Raw genomic sequence first — 17155 nt, forward strand, 5'->3', positions numbered from 1 at the left:
CGCATCAACCGGCCGTGGCGCCCGACCCGTTTCGATCGAGCCAGCGGGCGACGCGCTCGGCAATGGCGCGGAATGGCTGACCGGCCACGCCCTCATCCGCGGCGGGCGGTTTGCCGGCATCCGATGCGGTGCGGACGGCGATATCCAGCGGCACGCGCCCGAGGAACGGCAAGCCCATTTGCGCGGCGCTCGCTTCTGCTCCGCCGGACCCGAACGGATCGGACACCTCCCCGCAATGCGGACAGACATAGCCCGCCATATTCTCCACCATGCCGATGACCGGCACCTTCGCCTGATCGAAGAAGCTCACCGCGCGCGTCGCGTCGATCAACGCCAGATCCTGCGGCGTGGAGATGATCACCGCCCCGGCCGGCTTGTAGCGCTGGATCATGGTAAGTTGCACGTCGCCTGTGCCCGGCGGCAAATCGACCACCAGAAGGTCGATGCCCTGCCAGTCCGCATCCAGCAATTGCCCGAGTGCATTGCCGGCCATCGGCCCACGCCAGGCAATCGCCTGCCCCTTTTTGGCCAGATGCCCCATGGACAGCATCGGGATGCCATAGGCGTTCTGCACCGGAAACAGGCGGTTGCCTTCCGCCTTGGGTTTGGCATCCTCGCTGTCCAGCAGGCGGGGCAGAGAGGGGCCATAAATGTCCGCATCCACCATGCCGACACGCTTGCCGAGCGCCTTGAGGGCGACGGCGAGGTTGACCGAGAGCGTCGACTTGCCGACCCCGCCCTTGCCCGACCCCACCGCGATGATCGTGGGGCGCGCGGCGCGTTCCGCCGTCATCGCGACCCGGACATCCTCCAGACCGAATTCGCTGGTCCCCGCGGCAACGAGTTGCGCAGCAAGGGAATCACGCTGCTCTGCGTCCATTCCGCTCACATCCAGCACCAGGCTGAGGACATTGTCGCGCATGCGAAGTCCCCCGGCGCGGCCCGCTGCCAGGCCTTCGATCCGGGCGGTGAGAGCGGGAGGAAGGGCGGACGCATCATCGATCGGAGAGTCAGTCATGCGGGCGCTCTAGAACATGCCGACTGTTTTGTGAATCGAAGAGCGCCCGAATACGCGCTCACCAAGGGGCAATTATCGCAGCACGGCCCTGTATTTCCGCAAAGACCGTCCCTATAACCACGGCATGAGTAAGGAATTGATGGAAAATCCCGGCCAGACTTTGCCAATGAGCGAAGGTGGTCCTTGGGGCACGCAGGGCGAGGAGCCGTCTTCCGGCAAGGGCAAGGAAGGTCCGCGCAACCCGTGGACCCCACCGCCCCGGGATGACAGAGGTGGCGCGGATTCGCGCGGCCCGAGCGCAATCGATGAGTTGATGCGCCGCGCGCGGGACAGCTTCGGCGGCCAGGGTGGCGGCACGCCACGCAGCCCCGGCGGGCGCGCGATCTGGTTCTATGCCGCCATCGCCATCGTCGTGCTGTGGATTGCCACCACCAGCATTCACAGGATCGGCCCGCAGGAGCGCGGCATCGTCTCCATCCTGGGCAGCTACAGCCGCACCCTTGGCCCCGGCATCAACTGGTCGCTGCCCGCCCCGCTCGAAAATGTGACCATCCTCGACGTCGAAGAGATCCGCACGGTCGATCTCGGCTCGGCGGGCGATGAATCCGAGAAGCTGGTTCTCACCGGCGACCAGAACATCATCAATCTGGGCTATTCTGTCCGCTGGAATATCCGCGACCCGCAGCAATATCTCTTCCAGATCGCCAATCCCGAGGAAACGATCACCGCCGTTTCCGAATCCGCCATGCGCGCAGTGGTGGCGACGGTCTCGCTGACCGACGCGCTCGGCGCGGGGCGTAACGCCATCGAGGCACAGGTGCAGGAGCGGATGCAGCAGATTCTCGACAGCTACGGCGCGGGCGTGCGCATTCAGGGCGTCGCCATCAAGCAGGCCGATCCGCCAGCCGCCGTGAACGATGCATTCAAGGAAGTCAGCGCTGCGCAGCAGGCTGCCGAAACCTATCTCAATCAGGCCCGCGCCTATGCGCAGCAGCTCTCTGCCCGCTCACAGGGTGAGGCCGCCGCGTTCGACAAGGTGTATGAGGAATATCGCCTCGCACCTGACGTGACGCGTCGCCGCATGTATTATGAAACCATGGAAAGTGTGCTCTCCGGCGTGAACAAGACCATTGTCGAAACCCCCGGTGTGACGCCCTATCTGCCGCTACCAGCCCTTCGCCCCCGCGCGAATGTGAGCGTGGAGACGCCTGTACAGCCGCAAGCCCAGCAGCAGGGAGGCGCACAATGAACCTCTCCTTGCGCAACCCCATCCTGCTGGCCGTTCTGGCGACAGTCGGCCTGATCCTGCTGGCCAGCACCTTCTCGATCGTGCCGGAAACCAAGCAGGCCGTCGTGCTGCGCTTCGGCGAACCGGTCCGCATCTACAATGCCTACAAGCCCAATGAGGTGTTCGGGAACACCGGTGCCGGCCTCAAGGTCCGGCTGCCGTTCGTCGATCAAGTCGTGTGGATCGACAAGCGCGTGCAGTCGGTAGCCATGGAGCGCCAGCAGGTGCTCTCCACCGATCAGCTGCGTCTGCAGGTGGATGCTTTTGCGCGCTATCGCATCGTCGACCCCCGGCGCATGTTCATCTCGGCCGGTAGCGAGACCCGGGTTGAGGACGCGCTGCGCCCGATCCTGGGTTCGGCCCTGCGCAACGAGCTGGGCCGCCGCCGCTTCGACCTGTTGCTCAGCCCTGAGCGTAGCGAGGTGATGAACAACATTACCGCCAGCCTGAACCGGGTCGCGCGGCAATATGGCGCGGAGATCATCGACGTGCGGATCATGCGCGCCGACCTGCCCGACGGTACGCCGCTGCAGAGCGCGTTCCAGCGGATGCGCACGGCACGCGAGCAGGAGGCGCTGACCATCCGTGCAGAAGGCGCCCGGCGCGCACAGCTGATCCGCGCCGATGCCGATGCCGCGGCAGCAAAGGTCTACGCCGCCAGCTTCGGCAAGGACGCGCAGTTCTACGATTTCTATCGCGCCATGCAGTCCTACCGGACGACCTTTGCCGAAACTGCGCCCGGCGAAACCAGCGCCGTCCTGTCCACAGACAACGACTATCTCCGCCAGTTCCGGGGGCGCTGAGGCTGATTGAGGGCGCGGCGTCTTTACGTCGCGCCCTGACCATTCAATGCCCGTTCATCCGGGCGATTCCATGGCCGGTGGGTCACTCCCCGGCTCCGGGCCTTCCGTTCCGGAACACCCGGCGAAAGATGAAGAGAAGAGGAACATCTTCGTGCGCTACGCTTATGCTATTACCGCAGCCCTCCTCCTCGGCGGCACCGCCATTGCCCTGACATCCAATTCATCCACCGTCGTCGCGCAGACCGCGCAGAACGAAAATATGGCCGCAGCCGCGCCGCGTGGCGCGCCAATGAGCTTCGCCGACATGGCGCAGCGCCTGCAGCCGGCCGTGGTGAATATTTCCACCCGCCAGCGCGTGCAGGTGCAAAACCCATTTGCAGGCACGCCGTTCGGCGCCCTGTTCGGCTCGGGCGACCAGCCCCAGACACGCCAGGCGCAGTCGCTCGGCTCGGGCTTCATTATCTCGGCAGATGGCTATGTGGTCACCAACAATCATGTGATCGCGCCGGGCGCGCGGGGCGCGCGGGTCGACTCGATCACCGTCACCCTGCCCGACCGCACGGAATATGAGGCCAAGCTGATCGGCACCGATCCGCGCTCGGACCTTGCCGTGCTCAAGATCTCCACCACCAAGCCGCTGCCTTTCGTGAAGTTCGGCGACTCGACCCGTGCCCGCGTGGGTGACTGGGTGATCGCCATCGGCAATCCCTTCGGCATCGGCAGCACGGTCACCGCCGGGATCATCTCGGCGCTCCACCGCAACACCGGCGGCGGCGAGCGCTTCATCCAGACCGACGCTTCGATCAACCAGGGCAATAGCGGCGGCCCGATGTTCGACATGAACGGCAATGTGATCGGCATTAACAGCCAGATCCTCTCGCCCACCGGCGGCAATATCGGCATCGGCTTTGCGATCCCGGCCGAGCAGGCTGTCCCGATCATCGAGACGCTGCGCAAGGGCCAGACCATCACGCGCGGCTATCTCGGCATCCAGATCGGACAGCTTTCCGAAGACATGGCCGATTCGCTCGGCCTGCCCCGCAACCGTGGCGAGTTCGTGCATGGCGTCGAGCCGGGCCGCGCTGCCGACAAGGCCGGCATCAAGGCTGGCGATGTCATCGTGAAGGTCAACGATCGCGAGGTGAATCCGGACGAGACGCTGTCCTACATCGTCGCCAATCTGCCGGTTGGCTCCAGCGTGCCGATCGAGCTGATCCGCAATGGCAAGCGCATGACCATTCGCGCGACGATCGAGGAGCGTCCGGCGGAAGAGGAACTGGCCAACTTCAGCCAGCCGGCCGAGGACGATTTCTCGGACCAGGATGCCCAGGCCACCAAGGAAGCCTCGCAGCAGTTGCTAGGCATCGCCGTTCAGTCGCTGACGCCCGCCATCGCCCGCCAGCTTGGCGTGCCGGCGGATACGCGCGGCGTGGTGGTGACGGCTGTCGACCCCGCGACCGATGCCGGACAGAAGGGGCTGCGCCGCGGCTTCGTCATTACCACGGCCAATGGCCAGCCGGTCGCCAGCGAGGCGGAACTGGGCAAGGCCGCGCAGGCTGCCAAGGATGCCGGCCGCAACGCCGTGCTCCTGCAGGTGGTCCGCCGCGGATCGCCGCCGGCCTTCGTGCCGATCCGCCTGCGCGGCATGTAAGCGCGGGGCATCCCGACGGAGTGAAAGGGCGCGATGACCTCGCGCCCTTTTCTGTTTGTGCCGCTTTTCTTGCTCCCTTTGCCAAGCTACCTCTGGCCTGTGGTTGGAGAACGGGCATGAGCGACGACACGAGCATCTTCATTGGCCAAAGTCTCGACGGCGAACCGCAGCGTCTGGTACTGCGTCGCGCCAACCGGCACGGCCTGATTGCCGGCGCGACCGGAACCGGCAAGACGGTGACGCTGCAGGGGCTGGCCGAGAGCTTTTCGGCGCAGGGCGTTCCGGTCTTTCTTGCCGATGTGAAGGGCGACCTGTCCGGCATCGCCATGGCTGGCTCGCCGACGGCAAAGAACGCCGACAAGCTGATAGCCCGCGCGCAGGAAATCGGCATGGCTGACTATGCCTTCTCGGACAATCCGGCGATCTTCTGGGATCTTTATGGCGAACAGGGCCATCCGGTCCGCGCCACCATTTCCGAAATGGGGCCGTTGCTGCTCGCCCGGCTGATGGGGCTGAACGAAACGCAGGAAGGCGTGCTGACCATCGCCTTCCGCTATGCGGACGACGAAGGGCTGCTCCTGCTCGACCTGGGCGATCTGCAGGCGATGCTGGCTTATTGCGCTGACAATGCCGACATGCTCACCAGCCGCTATGGAAATGTGACCAAGGCCAGCATGGGCGCCATCCAGCGCCAGCTTTTGCAGCTCGAATCGCAGGGTGGCGACAAATTCTTCGGCGAGCCCGCGCTGGAGATCAGCGACCTGATCCGCACCGATGAGAAGGGCCGCGGGTTCATCAACATCCTCGCCGCCGACAAGCTGATGCGCAGCCCGAAGCTGTATGCGACCTTCCTGCTCTGGCTGCTGTCCGAGCTCTTCGAGACGCTGCCGGAAGTCGGCGACCCTGCAAAACCCGTGCTCGTCTTCTTCTTCGATGAAGCGCATCTGCTGTTCGACGATGCCCCCAAGGCGCTGGTCGACAAGATCGAGCAGGTCGTGCGCCTGATCCGGTCCAAGGGCGTGGGCGTGTATTTCGTCACGCAGAATCCCATCGACGTGCCGGAGGATGTGGCGGGGCAACTCGGCAACCGAGTGCAACATGCCCTGCGCGCCTTCACCCCGCGCGAGCAGAAGGCGATCAAGGCCGCCGCCGAGACGTTCCGCGCCAATCCCGCTCTGAACGTCGAAACCGCGATCATCGAACTGCGCGTGGGCGAGGCACTCGTCTCCCTGCTGCAGGAAGATGGCGCGCCATCGATGGTCCAGCGCACGCTGATCGCGCCACCCCGCTCGCGGCTGGGCGTGCTGGACGCGAAGGAGCGCGCGATCATCCAGTCCATTTCGCCCTGCGACGGCAAATATGACGAGGCGATCAACCGCGAATCAGCCGAGGAGATCCTGCTGGCCCGCACGCAGGCCGCAGCCGCGGCCGCAGATGCAGCCAAGGCACAAGCCCAGGCGGACAAGGCCGCTGCACAGCAGGCCAGTCTGGAAGCCAAGCAGCGCGAAGCAGAAGCGCGCGCTCAGGCGCGGGAAGCTGCCAGGCCAAGCAATCTCGACCGCGCCATTCAGTCCGCGACGCGCTCGGCTGCCTCATCGGTGGGCCGGCAGGTCGCCAATGAGATCGGCAAGGCGATTCTCGGCGGATCGAGTCGCAAGAGCAGCGGCGGGCTGGTCGGGCGTCTCGTACGCGGCGTGCTGGGCGGACTGCTCAAATAACGGTTCGCCCTAGCGCCCGCTTAGCCCCGGCCGCGATAGCCGGGGACATCCTGAGCGGGAAGCCATACGCCCTCCAGCGGCGGACCGGACTGCCAGAACACGTCAATGGGAATGCCACCACGCGGATACCAATAACCGCCGATGCGCAGCCAGAGCGGCTGCATTTCGGCCGTCAGCCGTTCACCGATGCCGACCGTGCAATCCTCGTGGAAACCGGCATGGTTGCGGAAACTGCCGAGGAAGAGCTTGAGCGACTTGGATTCCACGATCGTTTTGCCCGGCACATAATCGATGACCAGATGCGCGAAATCGGGCTGGCCGGTGACGGGGCAAAGCGATGTGAACTCCGGCGCGGTGAAGCGCACCAGATAGGGCCGGCCCTTGCGGGGATTGGGCACGTAATCGAGAACGGCCTCCTCCGGGCTTGCCGGAAGGCCGCTTGTCTGACCGAGATGCTTGAGTGTCATGCCACGCGCCTTAATATGATTCGCGGCCGGCGCGAACCCCTTGCGCCAACCAACCCACCTCAAGGATGCGTCTCCATGGATATGCTGGTTTCCACCGATTGGCTCGCAAAGGCGCTCGGCGCCCCGGACCTCAAGGTCCTCGATGCCACGGCCTTCTTGCCGGGCACCCCGCGCGACCCGAAGGCGGAATATCTGGCGCAGCATATTCCCGGCGCTGTGTTCCTCGATCTCTCGACGCTCAACGATATGGGCGATCCACGCCCCGCGATGGTGCCGACCAACGCCCAGTTCGCCGAGCGGATGGCTGCCCTCGGCATCGGGCAGGACGACCGCATCGTCATCTACGACAATAGCCCGCTGAGCAGCGCGGGCCGGGCGTGGTGGCTGCTGCGCATCTTTGGCGCGCGTCAGGTCGCTATTTTGGATGGCGGGTTGGCGCGCTGGACCGCCGAAGGCCGCCCGACCGAAGCAGGCGAGGCAACCAGCTCCAACAGCGGTGCATTCACCGCCGCCCGCGATGACAGCGCCATTGTCAGCAAGGCCGATGTGCTCGCCAATCTGGAGAGTTGCGCCGCGCAAGTCGTGGATGCCCGCAGCGCCGACCGGTTCCGGGGCGATGCCGCCGAGCCGCGCCCCGGCATGGCGGAAGGCCATATCCCCGGTTCGGCCAATCTGCCGTCAAACCTGTTGCTGGACGAACAGGGACGCTGGAAGCAGAGCGACGCGCTGCGGCAAGCCTTTGACGATGCAGGCGTCGACCTCGACAAGCCGCTGATCATGAGCTGTGGCAGCGGCGTCACCGCCTGCAATCTGCTGTTCGGCGCCGCCCTGCTCGGCAAGGAGGATGTGCAGATTTACGACGGGAGCTGGTCCGAATGGGGTGCCGATCCTGCGACGCCCAAGGCGGTCGGCCCGGCATGAGCGGCACCCACGACGACGGAAAGACCGGCAAACCTCTTGGCCCCGGCACAAGACTGGTCCAGGCCGGTCGCCGCCCGGAATGGACCGGGATGCCCGGGCAACCCGGCGGGATCGTCAACCCACCCGTCTGGCGCGCATCCACCATATTGTATGAGGACGTGGCGCATCTGCGCAGCGCTTCGACCGCCGATCCGCACCGCCTCTATTATGGCCGGCGTGGCGCGCCCACGAGCTGGTCGTTGACTGAGGCCATCACCCAGTTGGAGCCGGAAGCGGCCGGCACGATGCTCTACCCCTCGGGCGTCGCCGCCATTGCCGGCGCCTTGCTCGCGGTGCTGAAGCCCGGCGACGAACTGCTGATGGTCGACAGCGTCTATGGCCCGACCCGCGCGATGTGCGATGGAATGCTGCGCGAGTTCGGCGTGCGGACGATCTATTACGATCCGCTGATCGGCGCCGATATCGCTGCGCTTTGCACCGAGCGAACCCGGGCAATCTTCCTCGAAAGCCCCGGCAGCCTGACCTTCGAGGTGCAGGACGTGCCCGCCATCGTCGCGGTGGCAAAGGCGCGCGGGATCATCACGCTGATCGACAACACCTGGGCGACACCCTTGCTGCTGCCGGCCCTCGGCCTGGGGGTCGATGTGTCGATCCTCGCCTGCACAAAGTATCTTTGCGGCCATAGTGACGTCATGATGGGGTCCGTCACCGCAAATGCTGCGCTGTGGCCCGCCATCCACAAGCGCGGCCACATGCTCGGCCAGACCGTCAGTCCGGACGATGCCTGGCTGGTGTTGCGCGGCATGCGGACGCTGGCCGTGCGCCTCAAGCATCAGGGCGAAAGCGCGCTGGCGCTGGCCCGCTGGCTGGAAGCGCGGCCCGAAGTTGCGCGCGTGCTGCACCCTGCTTTGGCATCCTGCCCCGGTCATGCAGCGTGGCGTCGCGATTTCGCCGGGAGCGCCGGCTTGTTTGCTTTCGAACTGGCGAGCAACGAAGACTCGGCCCGCACCGCCTTTATCGACGCGCTGGCGCTGTTCGGCATCGGCTATAGCTGGGGCGGGTTCGAGAGCCTTGCCCTGCCGGTCGATCCCGCCAGCCTGCGCACGGCGCGACAGTGGGAGACCAAGGGTTTGCTGGTGCGGATCAATGTCGGGCTGGAAGAGCCTGACGATCTCATCGCAGACCTCGAACAGGGGCTTCAGCGTTGGCAGCTTGCGATGGAGGACCACGCCGCTCCTTGAGTCGCCCGCCGCTTGCACTGCACCCTGGCTGACCGCTCATGGGGGCACTTCGCGCCTGAGCAAGTCTGGCGAAACCTCCAGATGCGCCTGCTTCCCTTACGGTTTCGGTCGATAGCCAGCGTGGCGCGGCTGCAACACTTCATGAGTTCGCAACACATATGTGCAGTTTCTGTCTTGTGCGTCGCACAAGACAGAGGCATCAGGATCGCGGCTTGCCGGCAAGTCCGCTCAACCGCAACAAAATGCGGATCCAAAATGAAGCGATCGCCCGGCGCTGCAGGCAGGGACGATCGCATTTTTATCTCGTTAAGGGGAATCCCATGCGTAAGTCCATTCTGGGCCTCTCGGCCCTCGCTATTTTTGCCACTGCCACCCCTGCTCTCGCGCAGGACGATGACAGCGGCCTGACCGTTTCCGGCTCCGCCACCGTTGTGTCCGACTACCGCTTCCGCGGCTTCTCGCAGACGAAGCAGAATGCTGCCATCCAGGCCGGCATCACCGTCACGCACGACAGCGGTTTCTACTTCGGCACCTGGGGTTCGAACGTCGACTTCCCGGATCTCGACGGCGCTGGCAATGGCGCGACCGCTGAGCTCGACTTCTTCGCGGGCTACTCCACGGAGCTGGCTCCGGGCGTGACGGTCGACGCCGGTCTGCTCTACTATCTGTACCCCAAGGACACGGTCACCGACGTCGCGACCGACTTCTTCGAGCCCTATGTCACGGTCAAGACCACGCTCGGCCCGGTCGGCCTGGCAGTCACGGCGAACTACGCCTGGAAGCAGGACGCGCTCGGCAAGAACGATGCCTTCTACATCAAGGCCGCTCCGTCGCTCGCCATCCCCGGCACGCCCTTCACCGTTGACGGCAGCATCGGCTACGCAACGAGCGACAGCTTCCTCGGCGGCGTTGACGGCGAAGTGTTCGACTGGTCGGCTGGCGTGAGCGCCAGCTGGAAGCAGCTGACCTTCGGCGTGCGCTATGTCGACACCGACGAGCCCGGCCAGATCCGCGGCAGCGACGCAGCGGTCGTGTTCTCGGTCGGCGCAGCGTTCTGATCGAATAAAGTGCGGCCGTCACCGGGGGGAGACGGCTGAACAAAGGGGTCGCGACATCCGTCGCGGCCCCTTTTTATTATGGGCGACGAGGGAGCGGCCGCGCTCTTACAAACCGATCCTGAACCAGGTCAGTCGGCCTTGGCCCGCCGGGCCGTGATGATGCGAATGGCAGGCTCGAGCATCTGCCCCTTCATCACGCCTTCACCCTTCGTCGCGCTGCGCGGCGCGTTCCAGATGCTGCGAATGACATCCATGCCGTCGATCACCCGGCCGAAAGCGGCAAAACCCGGCTGATCCTGCGTTGCGTCGAAGCCACGCATGTCGCCGACGATGATGAAGAAATCGCCCGTCGCCGTCCCCGGCGCACCTTGTGCCATGGAAATGACGCCTTCTATATGGCTCAGCCCGGTCTTGCTGGTCGGCTCATGCGGCACGGGTTTCAGGATGCGCTTTGGATCGTTCTGCGTCCCGCCCTGGATGAATCCACCGGGCGTGCCATCCTCCCATTTGAAGGCGCGATAGAAGAACGTGCCATCGAGCCGCTTCCCATCGACATAGGCGAGGAAATTGGCCGCAGTCACGGGTGCACGCTCTGTCTCGATCGCAAGGGTGATGGTGCCGGCGCTGGTCGTCAGGACGACGGGCACGGTCTCAAAGACCTGCGTCTCGACCACCTCCCGCGCCTTGGCAGCCTCCTCCTCAGCCTTGCGTTGGGCCGCGGCCGCTTCGGCCGCCCGCGCGTCGGCCTCGGCGCGATTGATCGCTTCCAGCTCGGCGTCGATCTTCGCCTGAATCTCGGCTTCGGATCGCTGGGCGTGGGCCGGGGCCAGCGCCACTACAGACAGGAGGGTCAAGGCGACGGGCATCGTCAGCCGGCGAAGGCACGCGAGGGTCATCATGACGCCATGCTAACCCGCCCGCTCCCCGCAAGACAAGGCAGCCCTTTCGCTTCACAGCCCGTGACTGCGCGCCTATAGGCGGGAGCGCCATGTCGTTCCTCAGCCTTGCCGCTCTCTTCATCCTTACCGTCGCACTGATGGAGGGCTTTGCCTATGTGATGCACCGCTGGGTGATGCACGGCCCCGGCTGGTTTCTGCATGCCAGCCATCATCGGCCGCGAAAGGGCAATTGGGAGCTCAACGATCTCTATTTCGTGATCTTCGCCCTGCCCTCGATCCTGATGTTGCTCGGCGGCGTGCAATGGGGCTGGGGCAACTGGGCGACCGCTGTCGGCGCCGGAATCGCCGCTTATGGCGCCATCTACCTCGGCTTCCACGACATCATCGTTCACCAGCGGGTGAAGCATCGTTACGTGGCCCGCTCGCCTTACATGAAGCGCATCGTGCAGGCGCATCGCCTGCATCATGTGGTGGAAACGCGCGAGGGCAATGTGAGCTTCGGCTTCCTGATCGCGCCGGCGCCGGAAGACCTCAAGCGACAACTCGCTGGCATGGACGCGGGCCGCATCCGCGATGCCCGGGGCCGGTAGGAGGCTCCCGCCGCCACGGCTGATTTCCCTGCCGAGGATATGGCTTGCAGCGCGGCCTGTCATTCTCCGGCCTTGGTGTTGCTGACGTCTTGCACTATGCAGCGCAAAACTGACGGGGAAAACACTTGACGCTTGCTGTCCTGGCCGCTGCTCAGCCCATCTATTTCCAGAATCTCGGGCTCGATCCGGTCGCCCTCGATCTCGGCTTCTTCGCGATCAAATGGTATAGTCTGGCCTATCTCGCGGGCATTCTGATCGGCTACTGGTATCTGACGGTGCTACTCCGCCAGCCCGGCGCACCCATGGCACGTCGCCATGCCGACGATTTCATCTTCAATGCCACGCTCGGCATCATCGTGGGCGGACGGCTCGGCTATATTCTCTTCTATCAGCCGTCGATCCTCCAGAACCCCATCGACATCTTCAAGCTGTGGGAAGGCGGCATGTCGCTGCATGGCGGCACCATAGGCGTCGTCGCCGCGATCTGGTGGATGGCCCGGCGCGAGAAGCTCTCCTTCCTGCGGGTGGCGGACTATATCGCCTGCGTCGTGCCGTTCGGGTTGTTCTTCGGCCGTCTCGCCAACTTCGTGAATGGCGAACTGTGGGGCAAGGTCACCACCGTGCCATGGGGTATCGTTTTCCCCGGCGGAGGCGACATGCCCCGGCATCCCAGCCAGCTCTACGAAGCGCTGCTGGAAGGGCCGCTGATGTTCGCGATCCTCGCCTTTTTCTTCTGGAAGACCAAGGCCCGCTACGAGCCCGGCAAGCTGTTTGGCATTGCCGCGCTCTGCTACGGCGCTGCCCGCTTCTTCGTCGAGTTCTACCGCGAGGCGGATTCCCAGTTGATGGAGTTCGCGGAACGCACCGGCCTGCATATGGGCCAGTGGCTGACCCTGCCGATGCTGGTGCTGGGCCTCTATCTGGTGGTGACCGCGAAGGGCCGCCGGACCCGCGTCGAGCCGATTGCCGGGCAGGACAGTGTCGCCTGACATCTGGCAGGGCCGCGACACTCTCTCGCTCCACGACTTCATGGCGGCAGCCAATGCCGCTTATTATGCCGGGCGCGACCCTTTGGGCGCGCGCGGCGACTTCATCACCGCGCCGGAGATCAGCCAGATGTTCGGCGAGTTGATCGGGCTTTGGGTGGCCGATCTTGCCTTGCGCGCCGGTGTCGGCCCTTCCTTCGCCTATGTCGAGCTGGGACCGGGCCGGGGGACACTCGCGGCCGACGCCCTGCGAGCGATGGGCCAAGCCAGGCTCTCGCCGCCGGTCCATCTCGTCGAGACCAGCCCCACACTGCGCGCACGCCAGCAGGCCGCGGTGCCGGGGGCGATCTGGCATGACAGCGTGGCGACGCTGCCCGACGATCGCCCGCTCATTATCATCGCCAACGAGTTTTTCGATGCGCTGCCGATCCGCCAGTTCCAGCGTACTGGCGGAGGCTGGCGCGAACGCTTCGTGCAGCGCGAGCCCGGCGACTTCATCCTTGGCTGGGAAGATTGCGGCCAGCACATTCCTCTCCCGCTCGGCGACGCGCCTTTGGGGTCCATGGTCGAGCGCAATTTTGCGGCCGAAGCCATCGTCGCCGATCTCGCACAGCGGCTCTGCCGACAGGGCGGCGCGCTGCTGACCATCGATTATGGCTATGAGGGACCGGCATCGGGCGATACGCTGCAAGCGATGAGCCAGCACCGCTTTGCCGATCCGCTCGATGCCCCGGGCACCCGCGACCTGACCGTCCATGTCGACTTCGGCATGATCGCCGCCGTCGGCCGGGCGCACGGACTGCGACCACAGCCATGCATCGGGCAGGGCGCCCTGCTCACGGCGCTGGGCATCGATGCGCGCGCAGCCACGCTGACCCGCGCAAATCCGGCACGTGCCGATGATCTCCGTGTAGCGCGTGACCGGCTGGTCGAGCCCGATCAGATGGGCACGCTGTTCAAGGCCCTCGCCTTGCGTCACCCGGACTGGCCGGCATCGGCGGGGTTCGCATGAGCATCGAAGTGCTGCGCGCCGGCGCGCTGGGCGATGTACCCCACGGCTTTCTTGGGCGCACGGGCGGCGTTTCAACCGGCATTCACGCCGGGCTGAATGTCGGCTTGGGTTCGGATGACGAACGCGATGCCGTCCTGACAAATCGCGATCTGGCGCGCGAAGCCGTACTGCCGCAAGCGACGCTGGTGACGCTTCACCAGGTGCATTCCGCACGGGTTGTCATTGCAGACGCTGCCTTTCCGCTCGACGCCCGACCGGAAGCCGATGCGCTGGTGACAGCCCGCCCCGGGCTGCTGCTGGGCGTTCTCACTGCCGATTGCGTGCCGATCCTCTTTGCCGATCCCACCCATGGTGTCGTGGGGGCGGCCCATGCGGGGTGGAAAGGCGCGCTCCACGGCGTGGCGGAAGCGACCATTGACGCAATGACGTCCTTGGGCGCGACACGCGCCACCATCGCCTGCGCCATCGGCCCATGCATCGGCAAGGCGAGCTATGAGGTGAGTGCCGGTTTCGAGCGCCCGTTCCTCGAACGCGATCCGGATGACGAGCGCTTTTTCGCCGAGGGCCGCCCTGGCCATCTGCAGTTCGACATTGCCGGCTATGTTGGATCGCGGCTGGCGCAGGCGGGCATCGGTACAGTCACGTTGCTCGACGAGGACACATACAGCCAGCCCGCGCGATTCTTCTCCTACCGTCGCGCCTGCCATGCCGGAGAACCCGGCTATGGGCGGCAGATTTCGCTGATCGGATTGCCGGCTTAAGCGCGGCCTTGTGTCGCGCCGCGCAACTTCACCAGTGAAGAACCGGCCAGCCCTCTTCCGCCGCCAGTGACGCCAAGGCGCGATGGGGATTGGCCGCATAGCCCTCGTCCGCAAAGCCCAACAGCGGCGCATCAGTGACATGATCGCTATAGGCGCGGACGTGCGCATCGTCCCGGGCAATCCCTTCGCGGGACATCCACGCCTCGATCATCCGCAACTTTGCGACGTCATAGCAGTTCTCTCCTGCAATGCGCGCCCGGATGTAGTCGACACCCTGGCTGAAATGATCGGTAGCAATCACATCATCGAAGCCCAGCCTCTTCGCAATCGGCTCGACATAAAGCCGGAAGGATGCCGAAGCGATCACCAGCCGGCAGCCGGAGGCGCGATCCTGCGCGATCTGGGCCAGCGCGCCGGCGCGGATGTTGCGCGCAATCACCTTGTCGGCATAGGCCTCCACGGCCGGGCGGATCCTCTCGCGATTGACCCGTCGCCCGATCAACAGGGCCTGATTGAGTTCCTTCGCCCGGCCACGATCGACCAGCCGCAGCACGTAGCCGAGCATGACGATACCCGCCAAAGGCAGGAAAATCAGCCGCCACGGCGCCAGCGAGAGAGCCATGTGCGTGAGAAACGCCGCATAGGTGCCGCGCACGGTGATCGTGCGGTCCATGTCGTAGATCGCGATCCTCTGCACCGCTCAATGTCTCCCTGTACTCTCGGGCTGCGGCCCGCCAGATGGTCCAATTCGGCTTGCCGTGCAACGCAAACTGGCCCACTGTGGCTCAGATGACGCAATCTGCCGACCTCATCGAGAGCAACGATGCAACAGGCCGGACGGTTGCCTTCACCGGCAGCCTTGCGCTCGCCCAGATCGGCGATCTGCCCAATCGCACCGAGGCGATAGAGGGCGATGTCGCCCGGATCGACCTCACGCAGGTCACCCAGATCGACACAATCGGCGCGTGGATCGTCCACAGCCTCGCCAAACGCACGCAGGCGGAAATCACCGGCGCCAGTGACGACGCAATGCGGCTGATCGACGTCGTCTCGCGCAACGATCAACCGCTGGAAACGCGCAATGTGCCGCCCCATCCGATCGTGCGCATTCTGGAGGAAGTGGGTGTTGCAACCCGGATGACCTTCAACACGATGATCGGCCTGCTCGGCTTTCTGGGCGCCGTCGTCATCACATCATTCATGCTGCTGCGGCATCCGTCTCGCATCCGTCTGATCGCGGTCGTCCAGCGTATCGAGGTCGTCGGAATCTCGGCGCTCTTCATCATCGGGCTGATGAGCTTCCTCGTCGGCATCGTGATCGCGCAGCAAGGGTCGGTGCAGCTCGAGCAGTTCGGCATGGAGGTGCTCACCGTCAATCTCGTCGGGCGCCTGACCTTCCGCGAACTGGGCGTGCTGATGACGGCCATCATGGTCGCCGGCCGCTCGGGATCGGCCTTTGCCGCGCAGATCGGCACGATGCAGCTCAATGAAGAAGTGGACGCGATGCGCACCATCGGCGTCTCGCCCATGGAAGCGCTGGTGATGCCGCGCATCATGGCCGCGGTCATCATGATGCCGCTGCTCGGCTTCTATGCCTCGGTCATGGCGGTGATCGGCGGGGCCTTCCTGTGCGCGGTCTCGCTCGATATTCCGCCCGTTACCTTCTTCCAGCGGCTGCGTGAAGTCGTGCCGCTGACCGACCTTTACATCGGCCTTATCAAGGCGCCGGTCTTTGGCCTGATCATCGCGATCGCCGGCTGCTTCCAGGGCCTGCAGGTGCGTGGCAATGCCGAGGAAGTCGGCCTACGCACCACGGCCGCTGTGGTGCAGGCGATCTTCATCGTCATCGTGCTCGATGCCATCTTCGCGGTGTTCTTCACCTGGCTGGGGTGGAAATGAGCGCTAGTGACGATCCCGTCATCTCCATCCGGGGACTGGTCAATCGCTTCGGCGACCAGACCGTGCATGACGGGCTGGACCTCGACGTGCGGCGCGGCGAGATTCTTGGCGTGGTGGGTGGATCAGGCACCGGCAAGTCGGTGCTGATGCGCTCGATCATCGGACTGCAAAGCCCTTATGACGGCTCCATCGAGGTGTTCGGCGAACAGATGCTGGACCGCGACCCTGCGGACCCGGAATTGCTGGCAATCCGCAAGCGCTGGGGCATCCTGTTCCAGAACGGCGCGCTGTTCTCCACGCTGACCGTCTCCGAGAATGTGCAGGTGCCGCTGCGCGAATATTATCCCGATCTGCCGGTTCAGCTGCGCGAGGAAATCGCCGCCTACAAGATTCTGATGACCGGCCTTCCGGATAATGCGGGGCCGAAATTCCCCTCCGAGCTCTCCGGCGGGATGCGCAAGCGCGCCGGCCTCGCCCGCGCGCTGGCCCTCGATCCCGCCCTGCTATTTCTCGATGAGCCGACCGCGGGGCTTGATCCCATCGGTGCTGCGGCGTTCGACGAGCAGACACGGGCCTTGCAGGAGACACTGGGCCTCACCGTGTTCCTGATTACCCACGATCTCGACACGCTCCACGCCATTTGCGACCGCGTTGCCGTGCTCGCCGATCAAAAGGTCATCGCGGTCGGGACGATCGACGAGTTGCTGGCGCTCGATCATCCCTGGATCCAGGAATATTTCAACGGGCCGCGCGGGCGCGTTGCCCATGGCCAGAGCGCCAAGATGAGAGGCGCGTGATGCACAATCGGCCGCAGACATGGACAGGGTGGAACCACGGCGCCAT

17 protein-coding genes are annotated in these 17155 nt (G+C 65.0%); 13 read left to right on the forward strand and 4 right to left on the reverse strand.

The annotated features are described in order from the left end of the window. Nucleotides 1–4: 4 nt before the first annotated feature. Nucleotides 5–1018 carry an Mrp/NBP35 family ATP-binding protein gene (locus M2336_RS03335; protein WP_319801486.1) on the reverse strand — a complete coding sequence of 338 codons (1014 nt, stop codon included), beginning with the start codon at nucleotides 1016–1018 and terminating at the stop codon, nucleotides 5–7. 124 nt (nucleotides 1019–1142) lie between these two features. Here M2336_RS03335 and hflK point away from each other — a divergent pair, with 124 nt between their 5' ends. The 4 genes from hflK (at nucleotide 1143) to M2336_RS03355 (ending at nucleotide 6478) form a co-directional block, all read left to right on the forward strand. After that, complete coding sequence (hflK, locus tag M2336_RS03340) at nucleotides 1143–2267, forward strand: FtsH protease activity modulator HflK (RefSeq protein ID WP_264573969.1); 1125 nt, start codon at nucleotides 1143–1145, stop codon at nucleotides 2265–2267. Then, entirely contained in the window at nucleotides 2264–3109 is an 846-nt protein-coding gene (gene hflC, locus M2336_RS03345) for a protease modulator HflC (RefSeq protein ID WP_264571680.1), read from the forward strand. The genes hflK and hflC overlap by 4 nt, the downstream gene beginning before the upstream one ends. Before the next feature lie 151 nt (nucleotides 3110–3260). After that, a complete protein-coding gene (locus tag M2336_RS03350; protein ID WP_264574943.1) occupies nucleotides 3261–4760 on the forward strand; it encodes a DegQ family serine endoprotease in 1500 nt (499 codons plus the stop codon). Nucleotides 4761–4876: 116 nt separating this feature from the next. Further along, nucleotides 4877–6478 (forward strand): DUF853 domain-containing protein, encoded by a 1602-nt coding sequence (locus tag M2336_RS03355; RefSeq protein WP_264573970.1) that lies wholly within the window; start codon nucleotides 4877–4879, stop codon nucleotides 6476–6478. 20 nt (nucleotides 6479–6498) lie between these two features. On the opposite strand, the gene queF is transcribed toward M2336_RS03355, so the two are convergent. Continuing rightward, nucleotides 6499–6945, reverse strand: a complete 447-nt coding sequence (gene queF / locus M2336_RS03360; protein WP_264573971.1) for a preQ(1) synthase — start codon at nucleotides 6943–6945, stop codon at nucleotides 6499–6501. Between the two features lie 75 nt (nucleotides 6946–7020). Between queF and sseA the strand changes: the two genes are divergently transcribed. From sseA to M2336_RS03375, 3 genes are all read left to right on the forward strand, one after another. Beyond that, complete coding sequence (gene sseA, locus M2336_RS03365; RefSeq protein WP_264573972.1) at nucleotides 7021–7866, forward strand: 3-mercaptopyruvate sulfurtransferase; 846 nt, start codon at nucleotides 7021–7023, stop codon at nucleotides 7864–7866. Then, nucleotides 7863–9107 (forward strand): cystathionine beta-lyase, encoded by a 1245-nt coding sequence (gene metC / locus M2336_RS03370; protein ID WP_264573973.1) that lies wholly within the window; start codon nucleotides 7863–7865, stop codon nucleotides 9105–9107. The genes sseA and metC overlap by 4 nt, the downstream gene beginning before the upstream one ends. Before the next feature lie 320 nt (nucleotides 9108–9427). After that, nucleotides 9428–10165, forward strand: coding sequence for a TorF family putative porin (locus tag M2336_RS03375; protein ID WP_264571674.1), 738 nt, complete (start codon nucleotides 9428–9430; stop codon nucleotides 10163–10165). Nucleotides 10166–10293: 128 nt separating this feature from the next. Here the strand turns inward: M2336_RS03375 and M2336_RS03380 are convergent, their stop codons facing one another. Beyond that, nucleotides 10294–10839 carry a peptidylprolyl isomerase gene (locus M2336_RS03380; RefSeq protein ID WP_264574944.1) on the reverse strand — a complete coding sequence of 182 codons (546 nt, stop codon included), beginning with the start codon at nucleotides 10837–10839 and terminating at the stop codon, nucleotides 10294–10296. Between the two features lie 314 nt (nucleotides 10840–11153). Between M2336_RS03380 and M2336_RS03385 the strand changes: the two genes are divergently transcribed. From M2336_RS03385 to pgeF, 4 genes are all read left to right on the forward strand, one after another. After that, a complete protein-coding gene (locus tag M2336_RS03385; RefSeq protein ID WP_264573974.1) occupies nucleotides 11154–11654 on the forward strand; it encodes a sterol desaturase family protein in 501 nt (166 codons plus the stop codon). Between the two features lie 125 nt (nucleotides 11655–11779). Then, complete coding sequence (gene lgt, locus M2336_RS03390; RefSeq protein WP_264573975.1) at nucleotides 11780–12643, forward strand: prolipoprotein diacylglyceryl transferase; 864 nt, start codon at nucleotides 11780–11782, stop codon at nucleotides 12641–12643. Next, entirely contained in the window at nucleotides 12633–13652 is a 1020-nt protein-coding gene (locus M2336_RS03395) for a class I SAM-dependent methyltransferase (protein WP_264573976.1), read from the forward strand. Before lgt ends, M2336_RS03395 begins: the two co-directional genes overlap by 11 nt. Next, entirely contained in the window at nucleotides 13649–14413 is a 765-nt protein-coding gene (gene pgeF, locus M2336_RS03400; protein WP_264573977.1) for a peptidoglycan editing factor PgeF, read from the forward strand. Before M2336_RS03395 ends, pgeF begins: the two co-directional genes overlap by 4 nt. Nucleotides 14414–14441: 28 nt before the next feature. On the opposite strand, the gene M2336_RS03405 is transcribed toward pgeF, so the two are convergent. Next, a complete protein-coding gene (locus M2336_RS03405) occupies nucleotides 14442–15086 on the reverse strand; it encodes an HAD family hydrolase (protein ID WP_264574945.1) in 645 nt (214 codons plus the stop codon). Nucleotides 15087–15202: 116 nt separating this feature from the next. Between M2336_RS03405 and M2336_RS03410 the strand changes: the two genes are divergently transcribed. Next, a complete protein-coding gene (locus M2336_RS03410) occupies nucleotides 15203–16312 on the forward strand; it encodes an ABC transporter permease (RefSeq protein WP_264573978.1) in 1110 nt (369 codons plus the stop codon). Continuing rightward, nucleotides 16309–17109 carry an ABC transporter ATP-binding protein gene (locus M2336_RS03415; protein ID WP_264573979.1) on the forward strand — a complete coding sequence of 267 codons (801 nt, stop codon included), beginning with the start codon at nucleotides 16309–16311 and terminating at the stop codon, nucleotides 17107–17109. Before M2336_RS03410 ends, M2336_RS03415 begins: the two co-directional genes overlap by 4 nt. Nucleotides 17110–17155 lie beyond the last annotated feature (46 nt).

This window comes from Sphingobium sp. B1D7B (assembly GCF_025961965.1).
In the GTDB taxonomy this organism is placed as follows: Bacteria; Pseudomonadota; Alphaproteobacteria; order Sphingomonadales; family Sphingomonadaceae; genus Sphingobium.